This window comes from Nonomuraea montanisoli (genome assembly GCF_013363975.1).
Lineage (GTDB): Bacteria > Actinomycetota > Actinomycetes > Streptosporangiales > Streptosporangiaceae > Nonomuraea > Nonomuraea montanisoli.
In genome coordinates, this window is the sequence record NZ_JABWGN010000004.1 from 288,588 (window position 1) to 314,947 (window position 26,360).

The following is a 26,360-nucleotide window of genomic DNA, read 5'->3' on the forward strand; positions in this document are numbered from 1 at the left end:
CGGCCGTCGCCGGGCTGCTCGCCGCCGCCCTCTGGTGAGCCGCCGCCACGGGCGGGGGCTCACGCCACGTACTGCCTCAGGTGCTGCGCCGTCAGGGACGTGCCCGTGGCGACCAGCTCGGACGGGGTGCCGGAGAAGACGACCCGGCCGCCGTCGTGGCCGGCCCCCGGCCCCAGGTCGATGATCCAGTCGGCGTGCGCCATGACGGCCTGGTGGTGCTCGATGACGATGACCGTGTTGCCGTCGTCCACCAGCCGGTCCAGCAGCCCGAGCAACTGGTCCACGTCCGCGAGGTGCAGGCCGGTGGTGGGCTCGTCCAGGACGTACGTGGTGCCGTTGCGCGCCATGTTGACGGCCAGCTTGAGCCGCTGCCGCTCGCCGCCCGACAGGGTGGTGAGCGGCTGCCCGAGCGTGAGGTAGCCGAGGCCGACGGCGGCGAGCCGGTCGAGGACGGCCCGCGCCTGGCCGGAGGCGAAGAACTCCCGCGCCTCCGCCACCGGCATGGCCAGCACCTCGCTGATGTCGCGACCCCGCAGCCGGTACGTGAGCACCTCGGGGGTGAACCGCCGCCCCTCGCACTCCTCGCACACCGACGCCACCTCGGCCATCATCGCCAGGTCGGTGTAGACGAGCCCGATGCCCTTGCAGGCCGGGCACGCGCCCTCGGAGTTGGCGCTGAACAGGCTCGCCTTCACCCCGTTGGCCTTGGCGAACGCCGCCCGGATCGGGTCGAGCAGGCCGGTGTAGGTGGCCGGGTTGCTGCGCCGCGACCCGCGGATCGGCGACTGGTCGGCGACCACGACGCCCTCGCGCCCCGCGACGTACCCGTGGATGAGCGAGCTCTTGCCCGAGCCGGCGACGCCGGTCACGACCGTGAGCACGCCGAGCGGGATGTCGGCGCTGACGTCACGCAGGTTGTGCAGCGTGGCGCCGCGCACGGCGAGGTGGCCGGTGGGAGGGCGGACGTCGGCGCGGAGCTTGGCGCGGTGGTCGAGGTAGCGGCCGGTGAGCGTGCCGGAGGCGCGCAGCCCGGCCAGGTCGCCGGTGTAGCAGATCCGGCCGCCCTGGGTGCCGGCGCCGGGGCCGAGGTCCACGACGTGGTCGGCGATAGCGATGGTCTCCGGCTTGTGCTCGACGACGAGCACCGTGTTGCCCTTGTCGCGCAGCCGCAGCAGCAGGCCGTTCATGCGCTGGATGTCGTGCGGGTGCAGCCCGGCGGTCGGCTCGTCGAAGACGTAGGTGACGTCGCTGAGGCTGGAGGTGAGGTGGCGCACCATCTTGACGCGCTGCGCCTCGCCGCCGGACAGGGTGGAGGACTCCCGGTCGAGGCTGAGGTAGCCGAGGCCGATCTCGACGAGCGAGTCGAGCGTCTCCAGCAGGGTGTCGATGAGCGGCTTGACCGAGGCGTCCTCGACGCCGCGGACGAACGCGGCGAGCTCGTCGATCTGCATGGCCGAGCAGTCGGTGATGCTGCGGCCGGCGATGAGGCTGGAGCGGGCGGTCTCGTTGAGCCGGGTGCCGGCGCAGGCCCCGCACGGGGCGAGCTTGACCGCCCGGTCGGCGAAGGCGCGCGCCCCCGGCTGCATCGACTCGCGGTCCTTGGCCAGGTAGAGCCGCCGGACCTTGGTGACGAGCCCTTCGTAGGTGAACGTGTTGGAACCCATTTTGATCTTGGTGGCGGGCTTGTGGAGGAAGTCCTCCCACTGCTCCGGGGTGTAGTCGCGCAGCCTGACGCCGGGGTCGAACAGGCCGGAGCCGGCCATGAGCTGCCAGTACCACGTGTCCTTGGCGAAGCCCGGCACCTTGATCGCTCCGTCGTCCAGGGACAGGTCGCGGTCCACCAGCTCGTCCACGTCGATCTCGGACGCCTTGCCGAGGCCCTCGCAGGCGGGGCACATGCCCTCGGCCCGGTTGAAGCTGAAGGCGAAGGGCGGCCCGGCGTGCGGGACGCCGAGGCGGCTGAACATGATCCGCAGCATGGTGTGGCAGTCGGTGGCGGTGCCGACGGTGGAGCGGACGTTGGCGCCCATCCGCTCCTGGTCCACGATGATCGCCGCGCTGAGGTTGCGCAGCGCGTCGACGTCCGGCCGGGCCTGGGAGGGCATGAAGTTCTGGATGAACGCGGTGTAGGTCTCGTTGATGAGCCGGCGCGACTCCGCCGCGATGGTGTCGAAGACGAGCGAGGACTTGCCGGAGCCCGAGACGCCGGTGAAGACGGTCAGACGCCGCTTGGGGATGTCGAGCGAGACACCCGCCAGGTTGTTCTCCCTGGCGCCGCGCACCTGGATGACGTCGTGGCTGTCGGCGGCCTGGTGGCCGGGCGCCTCGTGCCCGTCGGGAACGAGGACGGCACCGGCCTGCGTGCTGAGGAGGGGGGAATGCATGGCTTCAAGTGTGTCATTGATGTGCCGGTTGATAGTTTTGGCGCGATCATCCCCCAGCAGGAGGAGGGACGCGTGGCCAACCCTCAAACGCTACGTAACACGCCCGGTGACGGCGGGACGTTGCGGCCGGTCGACCTGGCGCGCCTCGTGGGGCTGTCCACGCAGCAGATCCGCAACTACGCCGACGCGGGCGTCCTGCCGCCGGCCCCGCGGACGGAGGCGGGCTACCGCCGCTTCGGCCCGCGCCACCGGGAGGCGCTGCTGACCTACCGGGCGCTGGCGGCGGGCCACAGCTGGGAGCGCGCGGGCGAGATCCTGGGGGCGGTGAACGCGGGCGACGCGGCGTCGGCCCTGGCGCTGGTGGACGCGGGTCACGCCGCGCTGCACGAGCAGCGGGTGTCGCTCCAGGCCATCGGCGCGGCCCTGGAGGAGGTGGCGGTCGGCGACCCGGACGCCTTCGCGACGCCCCGGCCGGGGCTGCGCGTGGGCGAGGTGGCGGCCCGCCTCGGGGTGCGGACGTCGGCGCTGCGGCTGTGGGAGGCGAGCGGGCTGATCAGGCCCGGCCGTGACCGGGTGACGGGCTACCGGACGTTCGGGCCGGACGACGTGCGCGACGCGCAGATGGTGCGGATGCTGCGGGAGGCGCGCCATCCCCTGCCGCGGATCCGGCTCATCCTCGACGCGCTGCGCCGCACCGGCAGCACCGACGCGCTGCGCGCCGCCCTCGCCGAGCGACGGGCCGAGCTCGAACGGCGGGCGACGGCCATGCTGGAGGGCGCCGCCCTGCTCCACCGGTACGTCACCGGCGACCTCAGGGCTTGAGGCGGGTGAGCGCGTCGGGGCCGAGGCGGGCGGCGAGGGCCTCCAGCAGGGCCGTGACCTCGGCGACCGCGCCGGCGTCGGCGCCGCCCAGCGCGGCGGCCAGGGCGTCCTCGACGGGCGCCGAGCGGGCCGCGGCGACCCGCTCGGAGATCTGCGGCGCATGCCTGATCACGGTCCTGCGCCGGTCGCGGGCGTCGGGCTCGGTGACCACGGCGCCCGCCTCGCGCAGGCGGGCCACCGCACCCGACACGGCGCTCTGCGGCAGCCCGGTGCGGGCGACGATCTCGCTGACCGAGGTCTCCGGATGGCCCCGGACGTCGCTCACGACGATGAGGACGGTGCGCACGCTCGTCGTCTGGGGGCCGATGCCCTCGGTCGGCATGGCCTCCTCGCCGATCTTCATCAGCGTCCGCCCCAGCAGGAACAGGTCCACCGCGTTCATGCCGCCGATAATACATCAGAACAGATGCATCCGGCTTGATGCGTCTGTCACATCGGCGGGGCCCCGCACGTCATGCCGGTGAGCGAACGTGATGGAGGATGTGACCGATGAACGACCACGATTTCCTGGCCGGCCGGTTCGAGGAGCACCGCACGCACCTGAAGGCCGTGGCCTACCGGATGCTCGGTTCCCTGAGCGAGGCCGACGACGCCGTCCAGGAGGCGTGGCTGCGGCTGAGCCGTTCCGGCGCCGACGGCGTGGACAACCTGGGCGGCTGGCTGACCACCGTCGTCGGCCGGGTCTGCCTCGACATGCTGCGCTCGCGCCGGGCACGCCGCGAGGACGGGATGGGGGCGCACCTGCCGGACCCGGTGGTGAGCGCCGCCGCCGGCGGCGACCCCGAGCACGAGGCGCTGGTGGCCGACTCGGTGGGGCTGGCGCTGCTGGTCGTGCTGCAGTCCCTGGCGCCGGCCGAGCGGCTGGCGTTCGTGCTGCACGACATGTTCGGCGTGCCGTTCGAGGAGATCGGCCCGCTGGTGGAGCGCACGCCGGCGGCGGCCCGGCAGCTCGCCAGCCGGGCGCGCCGCCGCGTGCGGGGCGGCGCGCCGCGGCCCGAACCGGACCTGGCGCGCCAGCGGCGGGTGGTGGAGGCGTTCCAGGCGGCGGCGCGCGACGGCGACTTCGAGGCGCTGGTCGCCGTGCTCCACCCGGACGTCGTGGCGCGCGCCGACACGGGCGCGCCGGGCGGCGTCGTCGAGGTGCGGGGCGCGGCGAACGTCGCCAAGGGGGCGCTGTCCTACCGGCGGGTGGGCCAGGACGGGCGGCACGTGCTGGTCAACGGCTCGGCGGGGTACGTCAACGTGGTCGGCGGCCGCGCCGTGTCGGTGCACAGCTTCACGATCGTCGACGGCCTCGTCACCGCCATCGACATCCTCGCCGACCCGGAGCGGCTGGAGGCCCTCGACCTGACGGCCCCGGCCGGCTGAGCCCCCCGGCGAGGGCCCGCGTTTCAGGGCGCGGTCGTGCGCGCGCCCCGCGGCGGGTCGATGCCGAGCTGCTCCGCCCGGACGAGTCCCGCCGCCGCGTCCGGCACCAGGCCGAGGCTCACGGTGTTCCGGCCCAGCAGCGCGTTGAGCGTCCAGTCGGCGGCCACGCGCAGCCGGTTGCCCGCCCCGGGCAGGGCGTACAGGTGGTAACCGCCGGTCACCGCCTTGGCCGCCGCGCCGGTGACGGGCAGGCCGAGGGGCGCGGCGACGGCCTGGGCGGCGCCGAGGTCGGCGACGGTTCCGAGGTCGCGGTGCCGGTACGGGCGGGCCGTGCCGTGGCCGAGTCCGGCGGCGACGTTGCGGGCCACGGCCCGGCCCTGCCGCATGGCGTGCTGCGCGGTCCGCGGGCAGAGCGCGCCGGCGCGGCCGAGGTCGGGCACCGCGGCGGCGTCCCCGAGCGCGAACACCTCGGGGCTGCGGCCGCCGCGGAGGGGTGGCGGCGGGCGATCACGGCCGGGCGGGGCCTAGGCTAGGGTTCATCGGGCTGTTTCCGCAGGTCGTGAGGCGCGAGGGGGCGCCGACCGGGTCACGGCCGGTGGAGCAGGCATGGCCATGGTGTGCGAGTCCACGTTCGTCGGCCGCCGGCACGAGGTGGCCGCGGCCCGCAAGGCGCTGGCCCGGGCGCGGCTGCTCACGCTGACCGGCACGGGCGGCGTCGGCAAGAGCCGTCTGGCGCTGCGGGTGGCCGACGCGGTGCGCGGCGCGTACCGCGACGGCGTCGAGGTCGTCGAGCTGGCCACGCTGGAGGCCGGTGAGCTGCTGGCGGCCAGCGTCGCGACCGATCTGGGGCTGCGCGACGGCGAGTCCGACCCCATGGCGCTGCTGGTGGACCACCTGGCCGAGCGGCGGATGCTGCTCGTGCTCGACAACTGCGAGCACCTGCTGGAGGAGTGCGCCCGGTTCGTGTCCCGGCTGCTGCGCGAGGCGCCGAAGCTGCGCGTCCTCGCCACCAGCAGGCAGCGGCTCGGCGTGTACGGCGAGCAGGTGCTCACCGTGCAGTCGCTGCCGGTTCCGGACCCGGGCCTGCCGCCGCACGTCATCGCCCGGCACGACGCGGTGCGGCTGTTCGCCGACCGCGCGGCCGGCGCGTCGCGCGGGTTCGAGCTGACCCGGGAGAACGCGGCGGACGTCGCGTGGCTGGCGCGGCGCCTCGACGGACTGCCGCTGGCGATCGAGCTGGCGGCGGCCCGGCTGCGCGCGGTGCCGCTGGAACGGCTGGTGAGCGAGCTGGACGACCCCCTCCGCGACGGGGCCCTCACCTCCGGGGCGCCGCCGCCCGCGCTCCCGCCCCGCCAGCGCACGCTGGGCGCCACCATGGAGTGGAGCTACCACCTGTGCTCGCCGGGCGAGCAGCGGCTCTGGGCCCGGCTGGCGATGTTCCCCGGAGGGGCCGGGCTGGAGACGGCCGAGGCGGTGTGCTCCGGCGGCGAGGTGGACCGGGCCGAGGTGCTCGACCTGGTCGCGGGGCTGGTGGACAAGTCGATCCTGCTCGGCGAGCGGGCCGAGGGCGGCGTCAGGTACCGCATGCTCGACACCATCCGCGCGTACGGCTACGACCGGCTGACCGGCGCGGAGGAACGGGAGCTGCGCGAGCGCTTCATCGCCTGGCACCACGACCTCGTGATCCGCAACCGCATCCACGAGACGGTCCCCGACCAGCTCGAACGCTACCGGCTGCTGCGCCGGGAGCTGCCCAACGTGCGCGCCGCGATCGAGCTGTGCCTGGGCGGGGCGGGGCCGCCCGCCGTGGGGCTGGAGATGGCGGCGGAGCTGTGGTCGTTCTGGCTGCTGTCCGGGGCGGCGACCGAGGGCCGCTACTGGCTGGAACGCGGCCTGGAACGGATGCCCGCGCCGAGCCGCGACCGGGCGACGGCGCTGTGGGTGTACAGCATGCTGGCGCTGCGCCAGGGCGACCCCGCCGCGGCGGCGCCCCGGCTGTCGGAGTGCCGCGCCCTGAGCCGGCGCGAGGAGCTCGCCGACGTGCTGCCGTACGCCGTCCGGACCTCCGGCGTGGCGGCGTACTCCACCGGCGAGCCCGAGCGCGGGCTCGCCCTGCTGGAGGAGGCGCTGGCCCTGCACCGGTCCGCGGCCGACCTCGACGGGGTGGTGTTCAGCCTGTACTACGCGGCGGCGTACGGCGCGAACCAGAACCCGGAGCTGGCGGCGGCGTACGGCGCGGAGATGCTGGAGCTGTGCGAGGCGCATCGGGCGCCCGTGACCCGCGGGTACGCCCAGCTCGTGCTCGGCATCGCGCTGTGGAACCTCGGCGACCTGCGCCGGGCCGAGACGCTGGTGGGCGAGGCGGCCGGCTTCACCTGCGACATCGACGACAAATGGTGCCTGACGCAGTGCGTGGAGGTGCTGGCGTGGGCGGCCGGCGCGCACGGCGACCACGAGCGGGCCGCCGGCCTGCTGGGCGCCGCGCACGCCCTCTGGCAGGCCGTGGACGCCTCGCCGAACCGGCTGTCGTACCACGCGCCGTGGCACGAGCGGTGCGCGGCGCGGGCCCGCCGGGCGCTCGGCGTCCGGGCGTACGAGGCGGCGTTCCGCGAGGGCGCCCGGCTGGGCCTCGATCCGCGGCTGCTCGCGGCCGCGCACCGGGCGGGCTCCGCGCGGGTGCGCGAGGGCATGGGGCGGCCGGGATGACCGCGGGGGCGACGACGCGCCGGACCGAGGGGAACCTGCCGGCCGAGCTGACCAGCTTCGTGGGACGCCGCCAGGAGCTGGCCGAGGCGAGACGGCTGCTGTCCGCCGGCCGGCTGCTGACCTTGACCGGTGTGGGCGGGGTCGGCAAGACGAGGCTGGCGCTGCGGCTGGCCGCGGAGGTGGCGCGCGGCCAGCCCCACGGGGTGTGGCTGACCGACCTCGCCCCCCTCACGACCGGGGAGCTGCTCGCGGGGACGGTGGCGCAGACCATCGGGTGCCACCGGCACGATCTGGAGGGGCTGCGCGAGCATCTGCGCGGCAGGCGGATGCTCCTGGTGCTCGACAACTGCGAGCACCTGGTGCCGGCGTGCGCGGCCCTGGTGACCGAGCTGCTCGCCGCCGGGCGCGGCGTGCGGATCGTCGCCACCAGCCGGCAGCCGCTGCACGTGCCGGGCGAGAGCCTGCTGGAGGTCCCGCCGCTGGCGGTGCCGGCCGAGCCGGGGGGCGGATCCGGGGCCGCGTCCGGGCCCGGGTCCGGTTCGGGGGGCGGGCCCGGGACCGGGGCTGGGGCGGCCGACGGGCTGGTGCCCGCCCAGGCGGACCCCGCGTCGCGCCCGGCGCCGGATCCCGCGACCCCGTCCGTGCCGGGCCGGGCGGCGGGTGCGGGCCGGGAGAGGCCCCTGGAGGTGGGCTCGGAGGCGGTCAGCCTGTTCGCCGACCGGGTGGCGGCCGTGGTGCCGGGCTTCACGGTCGACGCGGGCAACAGTGTGGCGGTGACCCGGCTGTGCCGGCGGCTCGACGGGATCCCGCTGGCCATCGAGCTGGCGGCGGTGCGGATGCGGGCGCTTTCGGTCGAGCAGATCCTGGACCGGATCGACGACCGGTTCCGGCTGCTCACGCAGGGCGTGCGGGTGACGATGCCGCGTCAGCGGACGCTGCGCGCGCTGGTCGACTGGAGCTACGACCTGTGCTCGCCCGAGGAGCGCGCCCTGTGGCGGCGGCTGTCGGTCTTCTCCGGCGGCTGGGACCCGGAGGCGGCGGCCGAGGTGTGCTGCTCGGCCGAGCTGCCTCGGGAGGCCGTTCCGGATGTCCTGGACGCGCTGGTCGACAAGTCGGTCGTGCTGCGCAGGGAGGACGGGTGGGGCGTCCGGTACGAGATGCTGGAGACGCTGCGCCAGTACGGCGAGGAGCGGCTGGCCGAGTCGGGCGGGCGCGCGGCGCTGCGGGCGCGCCACCGCGACTGGTGCCGCGGGCTGGCCGCGAGGGCCGAGGACGAGTGGTTCGGCGCGAACCAGATGCGGTGGCTGGGCCGGCTGCGCAACGAGCAGGCGAACGTGCGGGCCGCGCTGGAGTTCTGCCTGAGCGAGCCGGGTGAGGCGTGGGCCGCGCTGGAGATCGGCGCCGCGATGTGGAGCCACCGGCTGTCGTGGACGTCGCCGAGCGAGGGACACCACTGGCTGGAGCGGGCGCTGGCGGCCGGCACGGCGCCGGGGGCAGGGCAGGCGTCCGCGACCGGCGCGGCGGAGGGTTCGGCGCGGGCCAAGGCGCTGTGGGTGGACGCCTGGCTCGTGCTGCTGCGGGGCGACGCGGGCGCCGCGCGGCCCCTGCTGGAGGAGTGCCGGGCGCTTTCGGAGCGGCTCGGCGACGAGGCGCAGCTCGCGGGGGCGGTGCACATCTCCGGGTTCGCGGCGCTGCTGGCGGGCGACTTCCCCCGCGCCTTCGCCCTGCTGGAGGAGGCGCTGGAGCGGCGGCGGGCGCTGGGCTTCCGGGGGCCCGCCTGGGTCACGCTGTTCCAGCTCGCGATGGCCGCGGTGTTCATGGACGACCCGCGCGCGCCGGGCCTGTGCGAGGAGGTGCTGGAGACCGCCAGGCGCGAGCGCGCCGAGTGGTCGGTGTCGTACGGGTTGTGGATCGTGGCCCTGGACCGGTGGCGGCGCGGCGACGCGGAGGCCGCCGTCGCCATGATGCGCGACGCGATCCGGGTGAAGGTGCGCTGCCACGACCACCTCGGGCTCGCCCAGTGCCTGGAGGGGCTGGCCTGGATCCTGGCCGGCCAGGGCAGGCGGGCGCGCGCCGCCGAACTGCTCGGCGCGGCCCACATGGTGTGGCGCTCGATCGGGACGTCGCTGTCGGGCCTCGGCCACCTGGCCCGCTTCCACGACCGGTGCGAGGAGGAGCTGCGGCACGACCTGGGCGACGAGGGGTTCGCCGCGGGCTTCCGGCGCGGCTCGGAGCTCACGCTGGACGCCGCCGCGGCGTACGCGCTGGAGGAGAGCCCGGTGGCCGTCGCGGGGGACGCCGAGCAGGACCCGGGGCTCGCCGCGCTGCTCACCCGCAGGGAACGGGAGATCGCCGAGCTGGTGGCGAGGGGGCTGAGCAACCGGCAGATCGCGGAGGAGCTGGTGATCGCGCAGCGCACCGCCGAGAACCACGTGGAGAACATCCTGCGCAAGCTCGGCTTCACCTCACGGGAGCAGATCATCCGCGCCTGGAGCCCGCGTCAAGCCGGCTGACACGCCTTTGACCTTCGGTTCTGTACGATGAACGGAGCATCGGACGGGCCGCTGCACGGCGTGCCCGCGGCAGGACCTGCGCCGCGTGGCCGCCGCATCGTGCTCGCCCGCCGGGCGATCGAGCCCCGCGGAGGGGCCAGTGCACGACCACGCCAGCCACGATCTCGGCAGGGGCCGTCCCGGCAGGTCCGGGCCGGAGCCGCTGGTGTGTGTCCGCGGGGTGCGCAAGCGGTTCGGCGGCACTCCGGCCCTCGACGGCGTCGACCTCGACCTGGCCCCCGGTAGCGTCCTGGCGCTGGTGGGGCGGAACGGCGCGGGCAAGTCCACCCTGATCAGGATCCTTGCGGGCGTCCACCGCGCCGACGCCGGGCAGGTGACGGTCGCGGGGCACCCGCTCGGCGGGCGGGAGGCGGCCGGCCGGATGTCGTTCGTCCACCAGGACCCGGCGCTGGTCGAGTGGATGAGCGTCGCCGAGAACGTCGCGCTCGGCGCCGGCTACCCGCGGCGCGGCGGCCTGATCTCGTGGCGGGCGGCGCGCCGGCGCTGCGCGGAGGCGCTCGACGCGGTCGGCGCCCGGATCGACCCCGGCGAGCGGGCCGGCGACCTCACCCGGGCCGAGCGGTCGCTGGTCGCCGTGGCCCGGGCGCTGGCCCGCGACACCGAGGTGATCGTGCTGGACGAGCCGACCGCGAGCCTGGGCACGGCCGACCGGGAGCGGCTGTTCGCGGTGCTGCGGGAGTTGCGCGGGCGCGGGCGCGGCATCGTGTACGTGAGCCACCGGCTGGGCGAGGTGCGCGAGCTGGCCGACAGCGTCGCCGTGCTGCGCGACGGCCGCGTCGTCCGGCACGGCCCCCTCGACGACGGCGGCAGCCAGAGTGACGACGGCGGCGGGCATGGCCGCAGCGATGCTCGTGACGGCGGCGCGAGTGACGGTAGCGGCGGCGCGAGTGACGGTAGCGGGCGGGAAGACGGCGGCGGCGGGGGTGATGAGCTGGTGCGCGCGATCGTCGGCGGCGAGCCGGCCGTCCATCGGCGCGCCCGGCGCGAGGCGGGTGAGGTCGTGCTGAGCGTGCGCGCCTTGCTCACCGAGCTGGCCGGGCCGGTGGGCTTCGACCTGCGGGCCGGGGAGGCGATCGGCCTGACGGGGCTCGCCGGCGCCGGGCACGTCGACGTGGGGCGGGCGCTGGCCGGCGTGCGGCCCGTGGCGGGCGGCCGGGTGCTGCTCGACGGGCGGCCCTTCCGGCCGCGCTCGGCACCGGAGGCGGTCGCGGCGGGGGTCGGGATCGTCGCGGGCGACCGGATGGAGGAGGGCGCCGCGCCCGACCTCAGCGTCCGGGAGAACGTGCTGGCCAACCCCCGGCTGCACGGCTGCTCGCCGCCGGCCTGGCTGGGGCCGCGCCGGGAGCGGGAGCGGGCCGCGGCGCTGCTGGCGCGCCTCGGGGTGCGCCCGCCCGGCACCGAGCTGCCGTTCACGGCCCTGTCGGGCGGCAACCAGCAGAAGGCGCTGGTCGGGCGCTGGCTGTGGACCGGGCGGCGGGTGCTGGTCCTGGAGGAGCCGACGGCGGGGGTGGACGTCGCCGCCCGCCCGGAGATCTACCGGCTCCTCGACGCCGCCCTCCGCGACGGCCTGGCGCTCGTGCTGGTCTCGGCCGACGCCGAGGAGATCGCGCACGTCTGCGACCGGGCGCTCGTCCTCGCGGACGGCTCGGTGACCGCCGAGCTGGCCGGGGACGCCCTGACCGTCACCGGCGTCACCCGCGCCGTCACGGGGGCGGGCCGCTGATGGCCGCCGGGGGCCGCGTCCGCCCGCGCCGCTCGGCGCCGGGCCGTCTCGTCGGCGCCTACGGGCTGCTGGCGCTGGCGGTCCTGCTGTTCGTGGTCTTCTCGCTGGCGCTGCCCGCGACCTTCCCGACGGCCGCCAACCTGCGGCTGGTCCTGTCCACGAACGCGGTCATCGCGATCCTGGCGCTGGGGGCGATGGTCCCGATCGTCACGGGGAAGTTCGACCTGTCCATCGGGTACGGGCTCGGCCTGTGGCACGTCGTGACGCTGGAGCTGATCGTGACCGGCGGCTGGCCGTGGCCGCCGGCCTGCCTCGGTGTCCTGGTGGGCGGGGCGCTGGCGGGGGTGGTCAACGGGCTGCTCGTGGAGTTCGCCCGGATCGACTCGTTCATCGCCACCCTCGGCACCGGCAGCGTGCTGTACGCGATCACGGGGTGGGTGACCGGGGGCGCCAGGGTCGTACCGGGGCCCGAGGGGCTGCCGGCCGCCTTCTCCAGCCTGACCGACGCGACGGTGCTGGGCCTGCCGGCGCCCGCGCTGTACGTCGCGGCGCTGACGGCCGTGCTGTGGGTGGCGCTCGAACGGCTCCCCCTCGGCCGCCACCTGTACGTCATCGGCTCCAACCCGCGCGCCGCCGAGCTGGTCGGCATCCCCACCCGCCGCTACGTGTGCGCCGCGTTCACCGCCTCGGGGCTGGTCACGGGCTTCGCGGGCGTCCTGCTGGCCGCCCAGAACCAGATCGGCAACCCGAGCGTCGGCCTGGACTACCTGCTGCCCGCGTTCACCGCCGCCCTGCTCGGCTCGTCCGTGATCAGGCCCGGCCGGCCGAACCCGCTCGGCACGGTGATCGCGGTGGGCGTCCTCGCGGTCGGCCTGTCGGGGCTCGGCCAGCTCGGCGCGGACTTCTGGGTGACGCCGCTGTTCAACGGGCTGACGCTGCTGGCGGCCGTCGGCCTGGTCGGCTACTCGGCCCGGCGGCGGCTGCGCGCCCGTCCCCCGGCGCCCGGGACGACGGCCCCTCCGCCGACCGCCGCCTCCGCCGCCTCGGCGGCCTCCGCCTCCGCGGCCTCCCCCGCCTCCTCGGCTTCCTCGTCTCCGGACGCGCCGCCGGGGACGGCGCGGGAGGCGGCGGCGAGCGAGCGTCCCGAACCGGAGTCCCGGGAAGAGCCATGAGCCTCGCCCGACTCTCCGGCGCCGCGGCGGCGCTGGCGCTCGCCGCCGCGCTGACCTGCGGCTGCGCGCCCGGCTCGGACCCGGACCCCGCGTCCGGCCGGGCGCCGCGGCCGTGCCCGGCCGTGCTGGCGGACGCGCGGCGGGCCGTCGGCCGGGCGCAGCGCGTCACCCCGTGGGACGGGCCGAGGACCGGCCCCCGGGCGGTGCCCGGCAGAAGCATCGTGTACGTCGCCGCCACCATGACCAACCCCGGCGTCGCCGGCACGGCCTCCGCCGTCGCCGCGGCGGCCCGCGGGATCGGCTGGAACGTCCGGGTGATCGACGGGCAGGGCACTCCGGCGGGCGTGCGCGCGGCCTTCGGGCAGGCCGTCGCGCTGCGCCCGTCCGGGATCGTGATCGGCGGGTTCGACCCCGGCTCCGTGGCCCAGCAGGTGCGCGAGGCGAACCGGGCGGGCATCACGCTGGTCGGCTGGCACGCCACCCGGGCGCCCGGGCCGAGCGCGAACCCGAGACTGTTCGCCAACGTCACCACCCGGGTCGAGGACGTCGCCCGGATCGCCGCGTACTGGATCATCGCGAGGTCGGGCGGCGCGGCGGGGGTCGTGCTGTTCACCGACTCCTCGATCCCGTTCGCCGAGCACAAGGCCCGGCTGATCCAGCGGACGCTGCTCGGCTGCTCCGGCGTGACGCTGCTCTCGTACGAGAACATCCCGCTGCCCGACGCGGGCACCCGCACCCCGCAGGAGGCGTCCTCGCTGCTGTCGCGCTTCGGCGGGCGGTGGACGTACTCGGCCGCCATCAACGACCTCTACTTCGCCGACGCCGCGCCCGCGCTGCGGGCCGCCGAGCTCCCGGGCGGCGGGCCGCCGTACGCGGTCGGCGCGGGCGACGGCGACCCGTCGGCGTTCGAGCGGGTCCGCACCCGCCAGTACCAGGCGGCGACGGTCCCCGAGCCGCTGAACGCGCAGGGCTACCAGATCGTGGACGAGCTGAACCGGGCGTTCGCCGGCGCGCCGCCGAGCGGGTACGTGCCGCCGGTCCACCTGACGACGACGGACAACGTGGACGGCGCCTCGTCGTGGGACCCGCCCGGCTACCGCGCCGCCTACGAGCGGATCTGGCGGCCCTGACCCGTCGGCGGCGGGAGGGGCCGGTCAGGCGGTGGCGGCGCCGTCCAGGACGGGGATGAGCTGCTCCTCCTCGTACGTCAGGTGCGCCTCCAGCTCCTCCACCAGCCGGTCCACCTCGGCCAGCACCGCGGCGGGCTCGGCCCCCTCGGCCGAGACGACCTCCCGCAGCCGGGCGACGAGCCCGGCGATCCGCCGGTGCTCCTCGCCGAGCCGCTCGATGACCGGCGCCAGCTCGGGACGCCGCCCGGCCAGCGACGGGAACATCCCCGAGTCCTCCATCACGTGATGGTGGTGCAGGTTGCCGCAGACGCTCAGGCAGTTGACCCGGAGCTGCGTGCCGAGCCCCGGCCCGGAGGTGGCGATCTCCTGGCGGATCAGCCCCAGCTCGTGCCGGAACGCGTCGTGGACCGCCTTGAGCATCTGGCCGAACGACGAGGCGGTGTGCGTGGGCATGACGCCCGGCACCTGTTCCAGGGCCACCACCGGCAGGACGCGGCCCGACCTGGACGCGTAGGCGGCCCAGCCGGGGTCGGTCTCGACGGCCCGCGCGAACGCCGCGTCGCGTTCGGCGCCCTCCAGGACGACGGCCCGCGCCTGGAAGGTGAAGACGCCGTTCTCGACCGTCACCTCGGGGTCGGCCACGAGGTTGAGGTACCAGTGCGGGTGGCGCGGCGAGCCGCCGGCCGAGGCGATGACGAGGACCCGGTCGCCGTCGGGCAGGTAGGCGAGCGGCGTCGTGTGCGCGGCGCCGGTCCGGGCGCCGGTGGTGGTCAGGAGCAGCAGCCGACCTCCCTCGAACGGGCCTCCGACACGGCCGCCGTTCGCCCGGAACTCCTCGATGACCTGCTGGTTGAAATCGTTGGGCATGCTCTGCTTTCTTCTCCGGAATCGTGCTCCCGCGAGCCGGGCGGCGGCATGACGGAGGCCGCCCGGAGGCGTGCGGGAGGTGGGGCCACGGGTCCGCGCCCGGCGGTGCTCGCCGGTGGATCGCGCGGTGCGGAGGGAAGGGGCGGGGCTCTCGCCCGCCCGCCGGTCACGCCCTGGCCGGGCGCCCGACTCGCTCGTGGCCCATGGCCGACCCGGCAGTCACATCCGGCACCCTAACCTCCTCCGCATCTCGCCGCAAACCTCGCGAACAGGGGTCAGCGGCGCCGTCCGCGCAGGGCCGGTACGTCCGATTCACCGGCCCAGCAGGGCTTTCGGGCGGAGTGTCGGCCAACGGAGGCCAGGATTTTACGGATCCGAGGGCGACACCTGGGAGGCCAATATGGTGGCGTTGCGATGCAACGCGGCTTTTGTGGAGTCTGCGTTGGCCGATCCATCTGGAGGATGCGATGGAGTCGCTGAACGTCACCGTGGAAACCGAGCCAAGGCGCGCCGTCGCGCACCTGCGGGGAGAGATCGATCTCGCCACCGCCGAGCTTCTGAAGACCAGCCTCGACACCATGATCGAGGGTCCCTCCGTGTCCGCGCTCGAACTCGATCTCAGCCAGGTGTCGTTCATCGACTGCTCCGGGCTGCGCGTCCTGCTGGCGGTCAAACGATCGTTGCAGCGCAGGGGCGGGACCCTCAGCCTGGCCCACCTGTCCCCCTCGGCCGAGCGGCTGCTCACGGCCGCCGGACTGGACGACCACCTCGTGGAGTGCGCCCGGGGCCGCGGCCCGCTCGCGCCGGCCTGACGGCCGGAGGGCGCCGGGCGCGCCGGAGGAGGTGCGAAGGCCGCCATTTCGGGGAGGTGATCGGCGCAACGACATGCCGACCTTCCCCGGGAGTGGCCCCAGTGACGAGTTCTACGCCTGCGATTTCCACGCCTGCGATCGCCGTCGGAGTCGAGGAGGAGTTCCACATCGTCGACTCCGGCACACGGCACCTGGTCTCCCGATCGGGCGCCCTGCTGGAAAGGCTGCCGAAGGAGCGGTTCACCCAGGAACTGCAACGATCGGCGGTCGAGGCCAACAGCAAGCCGTTCACGAGCCTCGAGGACCTGGCGCGCGACCTCGTGGCCCTGCGCGGCACCCTCACGGACGTCGCCGACGAGCTGGGTGTGGGCGTCGTCGCGGCGGGCAGCGTGCCGCTGGGCGACGCGGACACCATGAAGGTCTCCCCCGACCCCCGCTACGAGCAGATGCTCGACGACTACCAGCTCCTGACCCGCGAGCAGCTCATCTGCGGCACGCAGGTGCACGCCGAGGTGGCCGACCGCGACCTGGCCGTGCTGGTGTCGCACCTGGTGACGCCGTGGCTGCCGCCGCTGCTCGCGCTGAGCTGCAGCTCGCCGTACTGGCTGGGCTCCGACACGGGATACGCGAGCTACCGCACGATGGTGTGGCAGCGCTGGCCCACCTCCGGCCCGATGGGCCGCTACGGCTCCGCCGCCGACTACGAACGCATGGTGGACGACCTGGTGCGGTCCGGGGTGATCAGCGACCCCGGGATGATCTACTTCGACGTGCGGCCGTCGGCGCACGTGCCCACGGTCGAGCTGCGGGTCTGCGACGCGTGCCCGCGCGTGGACGACATCGTGCTGATCGCGGGGCTGTTCCGGGCGCTGGTGGCGCGCGAGCTGGAGAGCGCCCGGCGGGACCCGGAGCGCGAGGTCCAGCTCGAACCGGTGCGGGCGGCGGCCTGGCAGGCGGCCCGCTCCGGCCTGGAGGGCGAGCTGGTGGACCCGGAGGAGGGCACCCCCGCGCCGGCCGGGGAGGTGGTGCTGCGGCTGGTGAACGGCCTGCGGCCGTACCTGGAGGCGGCGGGCGACTGGGACCTCGTGTCGGGCCTGGCGCGCGAGGCGCTGGCGCGCGGCAGCTCGGCCGAGCGCCAGCGCCGGGTCCTCGACCGGCGGGGGCGGATGGAGGACGTCGTGGACTTCCTCGTGGCGGAGACGCGGGCCGGCACGGCCGCGCTGAAGGCGGGCGCCTGACCGCCTTCGCGGGCCGGCCCCCGGCCGCCGGCCCGCGCCGGGACGGGCCCGCCGTCAGCGCACGACGCGGCAGACCAGGGCGTCGGACGCGCCGCGCGAGGCGCTCATGACGACGTCGGTCGTCAAGTACTTGCAGGCGAGGTACGAGTCGCCGGAGCCCGCGTACTGCAGGGCTCCGCCCATGCCGCCGGCGTAGCAGCGCAGCCCTCCGGACTCGTAGAAGCCGATCCAGGACGACGAGCTGACGCGCGCGTGGCAGTAGTCGCCGATGGACGTCGGACCGAACGTGACGTCCACGACGGCCGCCTGGGCCGGCGTGGCGGTGACGAGGGCGGCGGTGACGGCGGTGGCGAGGGCGGCGGTGGCGAGGGTCAGGCCACGACGGACCATGGGCGCTCCTGGGAGTGGGGGGTCGACTCCCAGGAGTATCTTTTAGGAAACTTTACTGTGCAAGAGGTTCGGGGTCGGTGAGGACGGGCGGCCGGGCGGCGGCCGCGCACAGGGCGTCCTCGACCGTGGCGTGCACGGGCACCAGGGCGTCGGCGTGGGGGAGCCGGACGAGCCGCAGCGGGCCGGGGGGCAGCGCCGCCAGCCGGGCGACGCCGCCGTCGCGGCGGACGTCGTCCCCGACCTCCAGCAGGGCCCGCAGGCCGTGGCACGAGAGGAACGTGGTCGCGGTCAGGTCGACGACCAGGTGCTGACCGGGGCGGCGGACCCGGCCGGCGAAGGCGCCGAACCGGCCCGCGGTCAGGATGTCGAGCTCGCCGCCCACCGCGACGAGGATCACGCCGGGCAGGCGCCGGCGCCGGAGGCTGAGGGCGTCCATGTGTCCTTGGTCCTCCCGAAGGTCGTGATCGGCTCCAAGGTGTCGGGGGCGCTCTCATCATGAGGTCGTGACGATGAGAGGGCGATGAGAGCGAGCCCCGGGTCAGGGGTGAACGGGGAGGCGGATGGTGACCACGGCGCCGCCGAGCGGGAGCCCGTTGCGCACGGTCATCGTGCCCCCGTGGGCGGCGACCACGGCGCGGGCGATCGGCAGGCCGAGCCCCGCGCCGGACCGGCCCCGGGTGCGGGCGTCGTCGCCGCGCGTGAAGCGCTCCATCGCCGACTCCAGCAGCCCGGGCGCGAAGCCCGGCCCGTCGTCGGCGAACTCCACCACATGCCACTCCCGCCCCGCGTCCACCCGGACGCTCAGCGTGGTGGCCCCGGCCGCGGCGCTGTTGGCCATCAGGTTGACGGCCACCTGGCGGAGCCGGTCGGCGTCGGCGGGCACCACCAGCGGGTCGCCCGTGACCTCCACGCGCAGCCCCAGCAGCGGCCGGAGCGTGTCCGCCTCCTCGCGCACCACGGCGGGCACGTCCACCGGCGCGGCCCGGGCGGGGAGGGAGCCGGCGCGGGCCAGCAGCAGCAGGTTCTCGGCCAGCCGCGACAGCCGCTCGGTCTCCCCCAGCGCCCCGCGCAGCGACCTGTCCACCTCGCCGAGCCGATCGTGCGGCGCGCCGGCGTCGTCGGCCGTGCGGGCGTCGGCCAGGGCCGACAGGGCGAGCTCGATCTCGCCGCGCAGCACCGCGATGGGCGTGCGCAGCTCGTGGCTCGCGTCGTCCACGAACGCCCGCTCGTGGTCGAACGCGACCCGCAGCCGGGCGAGCATCCCGTCGAGGGTGCGGGCGAGCCGGGCGATCTCGTCGTCCCCGGGCACGCTCGGCATCCGCCGCCCGTTCTCCAGGGACGAGATGGCCGCCGCCTCGCGGGTCAGCGCGTCCACGGGCCGCAGCGCCGCCCGTACGACGGCCCAGGCCGCGGCCGAGACGAGCAGGACGAGCGGCGGCACGGCCAGCACGAGGGCCGCGAGCAACCGGTCGCGGGCGTGCTGGAGCGGGGCCGCCCGGATCCCCACGGCCAGGACCCGCCCGTCGGCCAGGCGCCGCGCCAGCACGCGGACCTCCTCGGGCGCGCCGCCCCGCCGACCGGGCAGCGACGCGGCGGTGAACAGCTGCGTCCGCAGGGCGCGTACCCGTGCCGGCGTCAGGAGCAGCCCGCCGTCCAGGACGGGCGACGCGGCGACCGGCCGCCCGCCGGAGTCGTAGAGCTGGGCCATGGGGTCGAGGGGGACGACGTCCGGCGCGCCCGCGCTCACGGCGGCGGCCACGTCACCGGCCCGGCGGCTCAGGTCGGCGTCGAACGCGGCCCGAAGCTGCCGGTCGAGCACCGTGTACAGCAGGCCCAGGCAGAGCACGAGCGCGACGGAGGCGCCGACCGCGGTCACCAGCACCAGCCGGACACGAAGCGAACGCGGTACCAGCCGCACGGCCCCACCTCCGGATCCCTGCCATCCTCTCACGCGCCCCGCCGCCGCCCCCGCCCCGGCGCTCCGGGGGCTCCCGCCCCCTCCACCCGGCCCGGCCTGGAGGAATGGTGCGTTCTAGGCTGGCCCGCATGAGGGTGCTCGTCGTCGAGGACGACGCCGCCATGGCCGACGTGCTGGCGCGCGGCCTGCGGCGGGAGAGCTACGCCGTGGACGTGGCCACGAGCGGCGAGGACGCCCTGTGGAGCGTCATGGAGCACGACTACGACGCCGTGGTGCTCGACGCGATGATCCCCCCGCCCGACGGGTACGAGGTGTGCCGGCGGATGCGCGAGCGCGGCCGGTGGGCGCCGGTCATCATGCTGACCGCCCGCGACACCGTCAACGACCGGGTGCGCGGCCTCGACGCGGGCGCCGACGACTACCTGACGAAGCCGTTCGCGCTGGCCGAGCTGTACGCGCGGCTACGCGCCCTGACCCGCCGCGACCAGGTGCGCCGCCCCGCCGTGCTGCGGGCGGGCGACCTCAGCCTCGACCCGGGCACGAGGACGGTCCGGCGCGGCGAGACAGAGATCCACCTGTCGGCCAAGGAGTTCGCGCTGCTGCACGAGCTGATGCGCCGGCCGGACGAGATCCTCAGCCGGTCGTACCTCATCGAGCACGTCTGGGACTTCGCCTACGACGGCGGCTCGAACGTCGTCGACGTGTACGTGCGCTACCTGCGGGAGAAGGTGGACCGCCCGTTCGGCCGCGACACGATCCAGACCGTGCGCGGCGCCGGATACCGCCTGTCCACCGACCGCTGACGCCCTTCCGCCGGGCCCCGCACCCGCCGGGGCTCTCATCGTCGTCTCATCGGCGGCGACGCACAGTGGGGCCGTCCGACGGGAGAGGGGTGGCGCGCGGTGCGACCGTCGTGGGAAGAGGGGACGGTGTCGGAGGAACCGGCCGCCGAGGGGGGAACCGCCCCGGCCGTGGAGATCTCCGGCCTGCGGTACGCGTTCGGGGCCAGGGCCGCCGTGGACGGGATCGACCTGCGGGTGGCGGCCGGTGAGGTGTTCGGGCTGCTCGGGCCGAACGGCGCAGGCAAGACCACCACCATCCGGCTCATCGTCACGCTGCTGCCCTGCCCGCCGGGGTCGGTGCGGGTGTTCGGCCTGGACGCGGCGCGCGAGCGCATGGCCGTGCGCAGGTGCGTCGGGTACGTGCCGCAGCAGCTCTCGGCGGACGGCGCGCTGACCGGGCGGCAGAACGTCGCCCTGTTCGCCCGCCTGTACGGCGTGCCCCGCGCCGAGCGGGAGGAGCGGGTCGCGCGGTCCCTGTCCGCCATGGGGCTGGAGGAGGCGGCCGACCGGCTGGCGGGCACGTACTCGGGCGGGATGATGCGCCGCCTGGAGCTGGCCCAGGCCCTGATCAACCGGCCGCGCCTGCTGGTGCTGGACGAGCCGACCATCGGCCTGGACCCGATGGCGCGGGCCGTTGTGTGGGAGCGGATCGGGGCGCTGCGCGCCGAGACCGGCATGACCGTGCTGGTCACCACCCACTACATGGACGAGGCCGAGCAGCACTGCGACCGGGTGGCGCTGATGAGCCTCGGCCGGATCCGGGCGCTCGGCGTGCCCGCGGAGCTGACGGCCGGGCTGGGGCCGGAGGCGTCGCTGGAGGACGTCTTCCGCGCCTGCGCCGGCGACTCCCTGAGCTTCCTCGACGCCGCGGGAGGTGACGCGCGTGACATCAGAAGCACCCGCCGCACGGCGAGCCGGCTCGGCTGAGCGCATCCGCTGGCGCCTCGGCGTGGGCCCGGTGTGGGCGTTGTGCCTGGTCGAGCTGCAGAAGGTACGCCACGACCGCACGGAGCTGCTGACCCGGGCGATCCAGCCGGCCCTGTGGCTGCTGGTGTTCGGCGTGACGTTCACCCGCATCCACGCCATACCGACGGGCGACCTGCCGTACCTCGACTACCTGGCGCCCGGCATCCTCGCCCAGTCGGCGCTGTTCATCGCGATCTTCTACGGCATCCAGATCATCTGGGAGCGTGACGCGGGCGTCCTGGCCAAGCTGCTGGTCACGCCGGCGCCCCGGGTGGCGCTGGTGACGGGCAAGGCGTTCGCGGCGGGGGTGCGGGCGGTGATCCAGGGCGTCGTCATCCTGGCTTTGTCGGCCGTGCTGGGCGTCTCCCTCACCGCGAACCCGCTGCGCATCGGCGCCACGTTGGTCGTCCTGGTGCTGGGCGCGGGGTTCTTCTCGTGCCTGTCCATCGTGATCGCGGGGCTGGTGCTGAGCCGGGAGCGGGTCATGGGCATCGGGCAGGCGCTGACGATGCCGCTGTTCTTCGCCTCGAACGCGCTCTACCCGGTGGCGCTGATGCCGGCCTGGCTGCAGGCCGTCAACCGGGTGAACCCCCTCGGGTACGAGGTGGACGCGCTGCGCGGCCTCCTGCTGGGCACGCCCGCCCACCTGGCGCTGGACGTGATGGTGCTGCTGGTGGCGCTGGCCGTGGGGGTGACGGTCGCCGCGGCCCTGCTGCCCCGCCTCACCCGGTGACCGCCCGTACCGGCCTCGTACGGGCGGGCGGCCGTTCAGGCGTGGCGGACGACGGCGACGGCGCAGTGCGCGTGGTGCAGGACGCCCCGGCTGACGGAGCCGAGCAGCGCCGCGCCGACCGCGCCCCGCCCGTGCGAGCCGACGACCAGCAGGTCGGCGCCGGCCGACGCGGCGGTCAGCGCGTCCACCGGCTGACCGCACGGGGTTTCCTCGACGACTACTACCTCGGGGTAGCGCCGCTCGAACGCCGCCAGCCTGCCGACGACGGCCTCGTGCTGGGCGGTGCGGACCTGGTCCATCTCGTACGAGATCTCCGGCGCGAACGCGTGGACCGGAAGCTGCCAGGCGTGGACGACGCGCAGGGTGGCGCCCCGGAGCCGGGCCTGCGCGAACGCGTACTCCAGGGCGGACTCGCACTCGGGCGAGCCGTCGACGCCGACCGCGACCTCGCCGCGCACGGGATGCCGCTCACCGCGCACGGCCACGACGGGGCAGGCGACCTTGCCGGCGAGCTGCGCGCTGACGGAGCCGAGCAGCGCCCCGGTCAGGCCGCCGAGACCGCGGCTGCCGACGACGAGCTCGTCGGCGCGGGCCGCCTCCTCGCGCAGCACGACGGCCGGCGCCCCTTCGACCAGGGCGGTGCCGACCTCCACGCCGGGCTGCCGCTCGCGGGCCAGCGCCAGCGCCTCGTCCAGGGCCCGCCGCCCCTCCCGGGTCAGCGCGTCGGGCCGGTCGGCGGGCCCGAACCGGTCGATCTGGTACGGCGAGCGGTCCACGGCGTGCACGATGCGCAGGGGCACGTGCGCGCGGAGCGCGTCGTTGGCCGCCCACTCCACCGCGGCCCGGGCCGCCATCGAACCGTCGACACCCACAACGATCATGATCGTCCCTCCTTCGTCCCTTCCATCGCACCGCGGCGGGGCGGCGGTCCGGCAGGGCCGGAGGTCCCGCACCACAGGGCCCAACGGTCATCCGGCCAGGACGATCGTCCGGTCAGGAGGACCCTTCGGTCAGGGTGACGGTCCGGCCAGGAAGGCCGCCCGGTCGCGACGGCCGCCCGTTCAGGAAGGCCTCCCGGTCGCGACGGCCGTTCGGCCAGGAGGGCCGCCGGTCAGGAGGGCCGCCGGGTCACGACGGCCGCCTGGTCAGGAGAGCCGTCCGCTGAGGGGTGTTCGGTCAGGAGGGGGTCGTGGAGGAGGGGTTCGTGGAGGAGGGCTTGGCCGCGGGCGTCGTGGCGGGCTTCGCCGTGAGCTGCGCCGTAGGCTTCGCGGTGAGCGTCGTCGTGAGGAGCGCGCCGGTCTCCGGGCCGGTCTGGTCCACCGGGTCGCCGCCGGGCGCCCAGACCCCGGAGCGGCCCGCCGTCTCGGCGAAGCCGCCCCCCGTCGGCCCGGCGAAGCTGGCCACCGCCACCCAGACCCCGTGCCCCGCGGCGATGCGCCGGGCGCGCTCGGCCTGGAGCTCCGCCTCGTGGGCGTGCTTCACCGTGCCGGCCACGTACGCGTCGATCCCGAGGCCGGCCGTCGCCGCGGCGTGCTCGGGGACGCCGGTGTCCTTGCAGACGGCGAGGCCGAGCCGCCAGCCGTCCACCTCCAGCACGCGCGGCCGCGCGCCGGGCGCGAACCGGAGGGCCTCCTCGGCGCCGAGGTACATCTTGCGGTAGGCGACGGTGACGCCGCTCCCGCCGACGGCCAGCATCGCGATGTGCGGCCCGTCGTCGCCGTCCACGGGCGCGCCGGCCAGCGCCACGGCCCCCGTCTCGGCGCACGCGGCCACCAGCGGCTCCAGCCGCGCGTCGCCGGGGGCGACGGTCCCGGCGTCCAGCTCGTACCCGGTCAGCGACAGCTCGGGGAACACGACGACCCGTGCCGCCGCGGACCGCACGGCGCGGGCGTGCGCGACGGCGTTGGCCGCGACGTCGTACGGGACCGACAGGGGCTGGGCGACCGCGATCGTCAACGTCTCCGGCACGCGACCTCCTCGGAACGGGCCTCGCGGACGTCCCCGAGGCAGAGCCCATCGTAGACAGGTCCCTCGAACGGCACCGCGCCTCCCCCGAGAGCGCGATATTTCCGCAATTCACGAGAGAAACGGATGACACGCCGCATTCCCGGGTGCGGGGTTTTCTGTCCCGTCTCCGAAATGACGAACCGCTACCATGATCACGCAATTGCCGGGTCCTTCTCACGATGCGGAGTGCTCACCCATGGTCCGCGGTCACTGGTGGCGCGCGAGCATGTCCGGCTGCCTGTTTCTGACGGCCGTCATCCGGGCGGATGCGGCGTTCGCGGACTTCTCCGACCGTACGTCGACGGCCGGCACGTGGGCCGCCGTCACCACGTTCCCCACCGGCAACCTGCTGGCGTGGGGCCGCAACCGCGACGGTCAGCTCGGCGTCGGCAACGCCTACGGCGCATGGTCCCCCGTCCGGGCCGGCAACGCCACCACCTGGTCGGCCGCGGCCTCCGGGGGGCGGTTCAGCTGCGCGGCGCGCGCCGACGGCACACTGTGGTGCTGGGGCGACAACTCCTCCGGCCAGCTCGGCCTCGGCGACACCGTCAACCGCACCACACCCGTCCAGGTCGGGAGCAACACCACCTGGACCGCCGTCTCCGCGGGAGACAAGCACGCCTGCGCGCTGCGGTCGGACGGCACCGCGTGGTGCTGGGGCGACAACTCCTCCGGCCAGCTCGGCCTCGGCGACACCGTCAACCGCACCGCGCCGGTCCAGGTCGGGACGGCCACGAAGTGGACCATGGTCTCCGCCGGCGGATCGCACACGTGCGGCCGCCGGCTCGACAACACCGCCTGGTGCTGGGGCGCGAACGGCTCGGGACAGCTCGGCGTCGGCGACACCGTCAACCGGCTCGCCCCCGTCCAGGTGAGCGGCCAGTGGACGGCGGTGACCGCCGGGACGGCGCACAGTTGCAGCGTGCGGACCGACAACACGCTCTTCTGCTGGGGCGCGAACGCCTCCGGACAGCTCGGCGTCGGCGACACCGCCGGCCGCACCGTGCCGGTGCAGGCCGGCACGGACAACTCCTGGGCGGAGGTGTCCGGCGGACGGTCGCACACCTGCGGCCGGTGGCGCACCGGCACGCTGTGGTGCTGGGGCGCCAACGGATCCGGGCAGCTCGGCCTCGGCGACACCGCCGACCGGCTCAGCCCCCTCCGGGTCGGCACGTCCACAGCGTGGCTGTCGATGACCACGGGCCTGGCCCACACCTGCGGCCGGCGCGGCGGCGGCGCGGTGTGGTGCTGGGGCGCCAACGGCTCGGGACAGCTCGGCCTCGGCGACACCGCCGACCGGCTCGGCCCGGTCCAGGTACCCGGCGTCACCGCGACCTCGGTGGCGGCCGGACCGGATTCTTCCACGACCCTGGCCAGTGCTTAATCCACTTTTACCCGCATGCCGGATTCGGCGTTGATCACCCAAGGGAAGATCGGCCTACGACAACACCACGCTTCACCTTAAGAAAGGCCCCGGCATGGCCAGGAAAATCTCTATAGGCGGAATGTCGCAATTTTTGGCGATACCCGTGGGGCTCCTGCTGAGCGGGGTCCTGGTCTGGCAGGCCTCGAACGCCGCGTTCGTCGGTGTCACCAGCAACGCCAACAACAGCTGGTCGGCGGGCACGGTCAACCTGACCAACGACAGCGGCGGCACGCCGATGTTCCATGTGACGCAGATGGTGCCCGGCCAGTCGGGCAGCCGCTGCATCGAGATCACCTCGGCCTCCAGCGTCCCGGTCGACGTCAAGTTCTACACCGACGTCACCGCCCTCCCGGTGGACGACATCAGGCCGTACATCGACATCACGGTGGAGGACGGCACCGGCGGCACGTTCGCGAGCTGCGCCGGCTTCACCCCCAGCGGCGGCACGGAGTTCACCGGCACCCTGCAGAACCTGACCACCACCCGCACCACCTACGCCAACGGGCTCGGGCCGTGGGCGCTGGACGGCACGCCGCCGGACAAGCTCAGCTTCCGGATCTCGTGGCAGTTCCACGCCGACGCCCCGCCCGTCGCGCAGGCCGGCTCCACGCCGAACGTGGCGTTCATCTGGGAAGCGCAGAGCTGACCGCCGGCGCATGAACCCGGACGTCATGCCGCGCACACGCCCGCGGGCCCGCCTGGGCCCGCGCGGCTCGTGGCTCCGGGGGCCGCGCACGGCCGCGATGCTCGCCGCGCGGACGGTCATGGCGACCCTCTCCGGGCTGCTGATCTGGTCGCAGGCCCCCGCCCTGCTGCCCGGCTGGCGCAGCTCCGTCGTCGTCACCGGCTCGATGGCCCCGCGGATCGTGCCCGGCGACGTCGTGCTGTTCCAGGAACGGCCGGCCCACGCCGTCCGCCCCGGGACCGTGGTCCTGTTCCGCCATCCGGATCATCCCGAACGGCTGCTGTCCCACCGCGTCCACGAGGTGCGCGAGGACGGGCAGGTCATCACCGCCGGGGACGCCAACGCCCGCCCCGACGCGGCGCCCGTCCATCCCCGCGACATCCTCGGGCACGGCCGGCTGCGCGTTCCCTGGATCGGCATGCCGGAGGTGTGGTGGCTGCGTGGCGAGCGCCACCACCTCGTCCTCACCGCCCTGGCCTTCCTGGCAGCGGCGGCCCTGGCCGTTCCCTGGCGCGCCTTCGGCTCCCACGCCTCCTGA

Annotated in this window: 24 protein-coding genes; 15 read left to right on the forward strand and 9 right to left on the reverse strand. The window is 75.3% G+C overall.

From position 1 onward, the window contains the following. Window positions 1-59 precede the first annotated feature (59 nt). Window positions 60-2,384 carry an ATP-binding cassette domain-containing protein gene (locus HTZ77_RS11105; protein WP_175589423.1) on the reverse strand — a complete coding sequence of 775 codons (2,325 nt, stop codon included), beginning with the start codon at window positions 2,382-2,384 and terminating at the stop codon, window positions 60-62. A 72-nt stretch (window positions 2,385-2,456) separates the two neighbouring features. Between HTZ77_RS11105 and HTZ77_RS11110 the strand changes: the two genes are divergently transcribed. Then, window positions 2,457-3,206 (forward strand): MerR family transcriptional regulator, encoded by a 750-nt coding sequence (locus HTZ77_RS11110; RefSeq protein WP_328808527.1) that lies wholly within the window; start codon window positions 2,457-2,459, stop codon window positions 3,204-3,206. On the opposite strand, the gene HTZ77_RS11115 is transcribed toward HTZ77_RS11110, so the two are convergent. Continuing rightward, the gene (locus tag HTZ77_RS11115) at window positions 3,196-3,648 is read right to left on the reverse strand and encodes a MarR family transcriptional regulator (RefSeq protein WP_175589425.1); all 453 of its coding nucleotides are present in this window, start codon (window positions 3,646-3,648) and stop codon (window positions 3,196-3,198) included. The two genes, HTZ77_RS11110 and HTZ77_RS11115, sit on opposite strands and share 11 nt — an antisense overlap. A gap of 107 nt (window positions 3,649-3,755) precedes the next feature. Between HTZ77_RS11115 and HTZ77_RS11120 the strand changes: the two genes are divergently transcribed. Beyond that, window positions 3,756-4,634 (forward strand): sigma-70 family RNA polymerase sigma factor, encoded by an 879-nt coding sequence (locus HTZ77_RS11120; RefSeq protein WP_175589426.1) that lies wholly within the window; start codon window positions 3,756-3,758, stop codon window positions 4,632-4,634. Window positions 4,635-4,657: 23 nt separating this feature from the next. Here HTZ77_RS11120 and HTZ77_RS11125 read toward each other — a convergent pair whose 3' ends face one another. Then, entirely contained in the window at window positions 4,658-5,101 is a 444-nt protein-coding gene (locus HTZ77_RS11125) for an NAD(P)/FAD-dependent oxidoreductase (protein WP_175589427.1), read from the reverse strand. 139 nt (window positions 5,102-5,240) lie between these two features. On the opposite strand from HTZ77_RS11125, the gene HTZ77_RS11130 reads away from it, so the two are divergent. From HTZ77_RS11130 to HTZ77_RS11150, 5 genes are all read left to right on the forward strand, one after another. Continuing rightward, the gene (locus HTZ77_RS11130) at window positions 5,241-7,340 is read left to right on the forward strand and encodes an ATP-binding protein (RefSeq protein ID WP_175589428.1); all 2,100 of its coding nucleotides are present in this window, start codon (window positions 5,241-5,243) and stop codon (window positions 7,338-7,340) included. Then, complete coding sequence (locus HTZ77_RS11135; protein WP_175589429.1) at window positions 7,337-9,853, forward strand: ATP-binding protein; 2,517 nt, start codon at window positions 7,337-7,339, stop codon at window positions 9,851-9,853. Before HTZ77_RS11130 ends, HTZ77_RS11135 begins: the two co-directional genes overlap by 4 nt. A 139-nt stretch (window positions 9,854-9,992) precedes the next feature. Next, window positions 9,993-11,636: a sugar ABC transporter ATP-binding protein gene (locus HTZ77_RS11140; protein WP_205302490.1), complete on the forward strand. Its 1,644-nt coding sequence runs from the start codon at window positions 9,993-9,995 to the stop codon at window positions 11,634-11,636. Further along, a complete protein-coding gene (locus tag HTZ77_RS11145; RefSeq protein WP_175589430.1) occupies window positions 11,636-12,808 on the forward strand; it encodes an ABC transporter permease in 1,173 nt (390 codons plus the stop codon). Before HTZ77_RS11140 ends, HTZ77_RS11145 begins: the two co-directional genes overlap by 1 nt. Next, window positions 12,805-13,938 carry a substrate-binding domain-containing protein gene (locus tag HTZ77_RS11150; RefSeq protein WP_175589431.1) on the forward strand — a complete coding sequence of 378 codons (1,134 nt, stop codon included), beginning with the start codon at window positions 12,805-12,807 and terminating at the stop codon, window positions 13,936-13,938. Before HTZ77_RS11145 ends, HTZ77_RS11150 begins: the two co-directional genes overlap by 4 nt. Window positions 13,939-13,962: 24 nt before the next feature. Here HTZ77_RS11150 and HTZ77_RS11155 read toward each other — a convergent pair whose 3' ends face one another. Beyond that, window positions 13,963-14,805: a nitroreductase/quinone reductase family protein gene (locus HTZ77_RS11155; protein ID WP_175589432.1), complete on the reverse strand. Its 843-nt coding sequence runs from the start codon at window positions 14,803-14,805 to the stop codon at window positions 13,963-13,965. Between the two features lie 467 nt (window positions 14,806-15,272). Between HTZ77_RS11155 and HTZ77_RS11160 the strand changes: the two genes are divergently transcribed. Further along, window positions 15,273-15,617 (forward strand): STAS domain-containing protein, encoded by a 345-nt coding sequence (locus tag HTZ77_RS11160; protein ID WP_175589433.1) that lies wholly within the window; start codon window positions 15,273-15,275, stop codon window positions 15,615-15,617. A 101-nt stretch (window positions 15,618-15,718) separates the two neighbouring features. After that, the gene (locus HTZ77_RS11165; protein WP_328808528.1) at window positions 15,719-16,855 is read left to right on the forward strand and encodes a carboxylate-amine ligase; all 1,137 of its coding nucleotides are present in this window, start codon (window positions 15,719-15,721) and stop codon (window positions 16,853-16,855) included. Between the two features lie 54 nt (window positions 16,856-16,909). Here HTZ77_RS11165 and HTZ77_RS11170 read toward each other — a convergent pair whose 3' ends face one another. The 3 genes from HTZ77_RS11170 to HTZ77_RS11180 all read right to left on the reverse strand — a co-directional run bounded on the left by HTZ77_RS11170 (window position 16,910) and on the right by HTZ77_RS11180 (window position 19,163). Next, on the reverse strand, window positions 16,910-17,245 hold the full coding sequence (locus tag HTZ77_RS11170) for a hypothetical protein (protein WP_175589434.1): 336 nt from the start codon (window positions 17,243-17,245) through the stop codon (window positions 16,910-16,912). A 52-nt stretch (window positions 17,246-17,297) separates the two neighbouring features. Then, window positions 17,298-17,681 (reverse strand): STAS domain-containing protein, encoded by a 384-nt coding sequence (locus HTZ77_RS11175; protein ID WP_175589435.1) that lies wholly within the window; start codon window positions 17,679-17,681, stop codon window positions 17,298-17,300. Between the two features lie 102 nt (window positions 17,682-17,783). Beyond that, entirely contained in the window at window positions 17,784-19,163 is a 1,380-nt protein-coding gene (locus HTZ77_RS11180) for a sensor histidine kinase (RefSeq protein WP_175589436.1), read from the reverse strand. Between the two features lie 128 nt (window positions 19,164-19,291). On the opposite strand from HTZ77_RS11180, the gene HTZ77_RS11185 reads away from it, so the two are divergent. From HTZ77_RS11185 to HTZ77_RS11195, 3 genes are all read left to right on the forward strand, one after another. Beyond that, a complete protein-coding gene (locus HTZ77_RS11185) occupies window positions 19,292-19,966 on the forward strand; it encodes a response regulator transcription factor (RefSeq protein ID WP_175589437.1) in 675 nt (224 codons plus the stop codon). A 126-nt stretch (window positions 19,967-20,092) separates the two neighbouring features. Next, the gene (locus HTZ77_RS11190; protein ID WP_175589438.1) at window positions 20,093-20,932 is read left to right on the forward strand and encodes an ABC transporter ATP-binding protein; all 840 of its coding nucleotides are present in this window, start codon (window positions 20,093-20,095) and stop codon (window positions 20,930-20,932) included. Beyond that, entirely contained in the window at window positions 20,889-21,704 is an 816-nt protein-coding gene (locus HTZ77_RS11195) for an ABC transporter permease (RefSeq protein WP_175589439.1), read from the forward strand. Before HTZ77_RS11190 ends, HTZ77_RS11195 begins: the two co-directional genes overlap by 44 nt. Window positions 21,705-21,739: 35 nt before the next feature. On the opposite strand, the gene HTZ77_RS11200 is transcribed toward HTZ77_RS11195, so the two are convergent. Next, a complete protein-coding gene (locus HTZ77_RS11200) occupies window positions 21,740-22,585 on the reverse strand; it encodes a universal stress protein (RefSeq protein ID WP_175589440.1) in 846 nt (281 codons plus the stop codon). A 295-nt stretch (window positions 22,586-22,880) separates the two neighbouring features. Next, window positions 22,881-23,672 (reverse strand): carbon-nitrogen hydrolase family protein, encoded by a 792-nt coding sequence (locus tag HTZ77_RS11205; protein ID WP_175589441.1) that lies wholly within the window; start codon window positions 23,670-23,672, stop codon window positions 22,881-22,883. A 235-nt stretch (window positions 23,673-23,907) separates the two neighbouring features. On the opposite strand from HTZ77_RS11205, the gene HTZ77_RS11210 reads away from it, so the two are divergent. The 3 genes from HTZ77_RS11210 (at window position 23,908) to HTZ77_RS11220 (ending at window position 26,360) form a co-directional block, all read left to right on the forward strand. Continuing rightward, entirely contained in the window at window positions 23,908-25,095 is a 1,188-nt protein-coding gene (locus HTZ77_RS11210) for an RCC1 domain-containing protein (RefSeq protein WP_175589442.1), read from the forward strand. A gap of 145 nt (window positions 25,096-25,240) precedes the next feature. Next, a complete protein-coding gene (locus HTZ77_RS11215; RefSeq protein WP_175589443.1) occupies window positions 25,241-25,783 on the forward strand; it encodes a hypothetical protein in 543 nt (180 codons plus the stop codon). A 25-nt stretch (window positions 25,784-25,808) separates the two neighbouring features. Continuing rightward, window positions 25,809-26,360: a signal peptidase I gene (locus tag HTZ77_RS11220; RefSeq protein ID WP_175589444.1), complete on the forward strand. Its 552-nt coding sequence runs from the start codon at window positions 25,809-25,811 to the stop codon at window positions 26,358-26,360.